Origin of the sequence: Streptomyces xylophagus (assembly GCF_000716435.1) — a bacterium.
Lineage (GTDB): Bacteria > Actinomycetota > Actinomycetes > Streptomycetales > Streptomycetaceae > Streptomyces > Streptomyces xylophagus.
This window is the reverse complement of the sequence record NZ_JNWO01000068.1, coordinates 1-3,333: the sequence shown is the minus strand read 5'-3', so window position 1 is coordinate 3,333 and position 3,333 is coordinate 1. Positions and strand designations below refer to the sequence as shown.

The 3,333-nt window shown below is 66.0% G+C and carries 3 protein-coding genes; 1 reads left to right on the top strand and 2 read right to left on the bottom strand.

Annotated elements, in window-relative coordinates:
• Together OO70_RS50080 and OO70_RS50075 are read right to left on the bottom strand one after the other, a co-directional pair.
• Positions 1–486, bottom strand: a 486-nt coding sequence (locus tag OO70_RS50080; RefSeq protein WP_043688167.1) for a 2'-5' RNA ligase family protein, incomplete at its 3' end; no start/stop codon positions are given.
• 35 nt (positions 487–521) lie between these two features.
• Entirely contained in the window at positions 522–2,003 is a 1,482-nt protein-coding gene (locus OO70_RS50075; protein ID WP_234337150.1) for a helix-turn-helix transcriptional regulator, read from the bottom strand.
• A gap of 290 nt (positions 2,004–2,293) precedes the next feature.
• Here OO70_RS50075 and OO70_RS54355 point away from each other — a divergent pair, with 290 nt between their 5' ends.
• Positions 2,294–3,241, top strand: coding sequence for an ATP-binding protein (locus OO70_RS54355; RefSeq protein WP_043688163.1), 948 nt, complete (start codon positions 2,294–2,296; stop codon positions 3,239–3,241).
• Positions 3,242–3,333: the final 92 nt, after the last annotated feature.

The window sequence follows — 3,333 nt, the reverse complement described above, 5'->3', positions numbered from 1 at the left end:
GAGGGCCTCCGTGATGGGCTCAGCCGGACCGTCTCCCGCGCTGTAGGCCACGGAGACGTGCGGAGTGAAGCCCGCGGCCTTCTCTGGGACCTCGCCGAGAACCTCTCCAATAGCCTCCCGAATGGCGTCTCTGACGGCCCGGACGGGGCCGTCGGGGTGCACATGCAGGAGTACCGCCTCGGGGTCCAACACCTCCGGTCCGATCCGGACGTCGAAGGCTGACATAGCGGCCAACCTTGTTTGGGCTGCATCCACGATGCTGTGGACGTCCTGCTCTTTGGTCTCGCCCACGAAGCCGATGCCTTGCATGGTCAGGTGCAGCCATTGGTTGGGGATTGGGGTGAGTATCTCTCCGAGGGGTGCGAGCGCGGAACGGTACTCGGCAGCGAGTCGGTGCACATCGTCCTGGTGTTCGAACGTCAGGTGCCAGGTGTAGAAACGGCGGCCCACACTCCAGCCGGGCCGCCACCACCAGTGGTTCCGCATGGTCTCGGGTTGAGTCTTCATAGCTCGGGATCAAATCAGGGAGAGCCCTCTCCTGGCGAGAGTGCAAGATGTCGCGGAGCGGAGTGCACGCAGAACTCTTCGACGGCTTGTCGCAGGCCGACAGTCGTGGTGCCGCTGGCGCGAGGTCGACCGATGCTTGTGGACAGTTCGCTGAGGCGGCGGGTCACAGGCTCCATGCGGTGGTCCGGCGGAAGGGCGAGGACAGGCGCGAGGGCTTCGAGAGCGCCCTCCGCTTCCCCGTTGGCGAGATGGGCTGCGGCCCGGCTGATGTGGATCTGTGCCTCGGTGCCGTAGGCCCTGACCGGCTGTACGGCCAGAAGGGCGAGAGCGTTGTCTGCGGATCTCAAGGCATCGGCGTGGCGACCAACACGCAGTTGGACGGCCGCGGCGTAGTTCTCCTGCCGTGCGGGCTGACAGGCGAAGATGCCCCCGATCTCGTCTTCGCTACTCATCGAGGCGCGCGCGTCTTCAGCATGGGCGAGCGCCACCAAGGCCTCGTCTTGGGCACCCAGTTCCGACCAGGCATCAGCTTCTTGGCAGGCGAGGAGTACTGCCACCGTGCCCGTCGTGCGGTAGGTGGCACCGCGCCGGGCGAAGTTGATCGCCTCCCGGAGGCGGCCATCCCAAAACGCCACCTTGGAGCGAGTTGAAAGCACCCAGGCACGCAGGTTGTTGTGCCGTGCCAGCTCGGCACACAGCCACGCCGTCCGACCCTGGGTTTCTGCGTCGCGCAACTGTCCCAAGTCGGAGGACATCCATGCCAGGAGCCCGCACAGGTAACCGGCCGCGACGTACAGGTCGGTCGATTGGCGGGGGTACTGGTGGCCTTCTAGGAGAGCGAAGACGCGGTCACGTAGTGCTCGGGTGCGGACGAAGAGCGCGACGGGATCTGAAGTGAGGTAGTCCGAGGCGAGCGACCGAGTCTCGGCCATGAGTTGCTCAAGGGCGATATCGCCCACGTTTGAGGCCTCCGCCCATTGCGCCCACGTCGCGGACTCGTCGGCGGCAAGACGCACGAGATTAGACCCGGTCGGTTCAGCCGGGGCAACGATGGACGATGCTGCGGCCGGCGTGCTCGACGGGTCGGCGGTTGACGGGCGATGGGTGAGCAGGTGCAGGTCTGCCTCGGGGAGCACGCGCCGGTCTTCCAGGTCCAGCAAGTCCTCCACGCGGCATGAGAAGGCCTCCGCCATGGCGAACAGGACTGAGAGGCTCGGGCGACGTGAGGAAGGGCCCGGCCATTTCTCCCACTTGCCAACGAGGGATGCGTCGGCGGCGACGGACTCGCCGAGGCGTCTGGCACTTCCTTGGGTGATGCGGTCGGCTGCCTCTTGAAGAGTCCAGCCGTGGGCATGCCGCCACGCTTCTCTGGGACGCATCTTGAAGCGGGTGCGCATCTCGATAGCGATATCGGCGAGCGCGCATCCGGCGATAGTCATGTCGTGGCGGAGAGCATCCCGATCTGCCTTGGAACCGGGTTTCGAGGGGGCGTTCATGGGCGTGCTCCCTTTGCGGTGTCGTGGACTCAAGGTAGCTGCGTCATCGATCGATTGGGTGGGCGTGAACCGGGAGATCGGGGATATGCAGCCCAACTGGTCGTCCAAAGAAGCCGTTTGCTCCTGGTCGGCGCGCCGGTGCGTGTCCAAAAAAGTTGGTCACGCGTGCCCGTGACGCCAACTGCCCTGATTGAAACCGTAGGGGTCCCCACCAGCACCCCGGGCAGGGCAGTCCCGGCTACTGACTCCTGGACGCTGATCGCCAAGTGAGGACGCATGGAGAAAACGGCATGACACCGACTGCGACCATCGCCCGAACGCGCCCCAGAATCCTCCCTCCTCTCCGCGAGTACCTCGGATTCAATATGTCCTTCGAGCGGGACGAGGGCTCCGCGGCTGGCGTTATCGCCGATGCAGACCTAGCTGTACCGGGTCGCGCGCGGGTCATCGTCCGGGCCGGGTTGCGGTATTGGGGCTGGCCGGGGCTGATCGAGTCTGCCGATGTACTCGTCACCGAGCTGGTCACGAACGCCCTTGAGCATGGGCTCGGTGATGTCGGGCTGCGTGTGTATCTCACCGACACGCACCTTCTGATCGAAGTGCGGGATGGCTCTCACCAACTCCCCGTACTGCGCAAGGCGGCTCCCGACGACGAGAACGGCCGCGGCCTCTTCCTTGTCCGCGCCATCTCCGACGCCTGGGGCGTCAGCTCTGACGGCACGACGACCTGGTGCTCCCTCCCTCTTGTGAGAAGGAACGACGACATGGAACACGGTGGTGTCACTGTGATCCCCGATCTCGGGCGCGCAGAAGCCAAGTGGGTCCGGAAAGAGGAGTTTCGGGCGACGAAACTCGCAGCCGGAAACGCCTACCGCTTCACCCGCGTGTACCTGCACGCCTACCTGGCCCCGGAGCACGGCTTCGTGGACATCGAGAATCTGGCCACGATCGGGCGGGTGCTGATGGCCAACGCCTTCGCGCACACCTGCGTGCCCGAGTACGCCGTGATCACCATGCAGTGGGCGCTGCTCCAGACCGGGGAACTCGTCTTTCAGGTGCACGACGGCCGCTCCGAATTCCCGGACTTCGACAAGGCCGTGAGTTGGGAACCGGCCGAGGGTGAGCGACCCCGTGGCCTGTCGACCGCCCGCCGGCTCGGAGCGGAGATCTCCTACGCCCCCACGGACGCGGGAAAGATCGTCCAGGCCCTGATCAAGCCCCACGCACTGCCCGTCTGACCCTCGCCGAACACCGGCCTCCCGACCGGCCGCCGGGGTGCCGTGCGCCTTGCCTCCCCCGTCGAGGCCCGCATCCCGGCGGCCAACTCCCC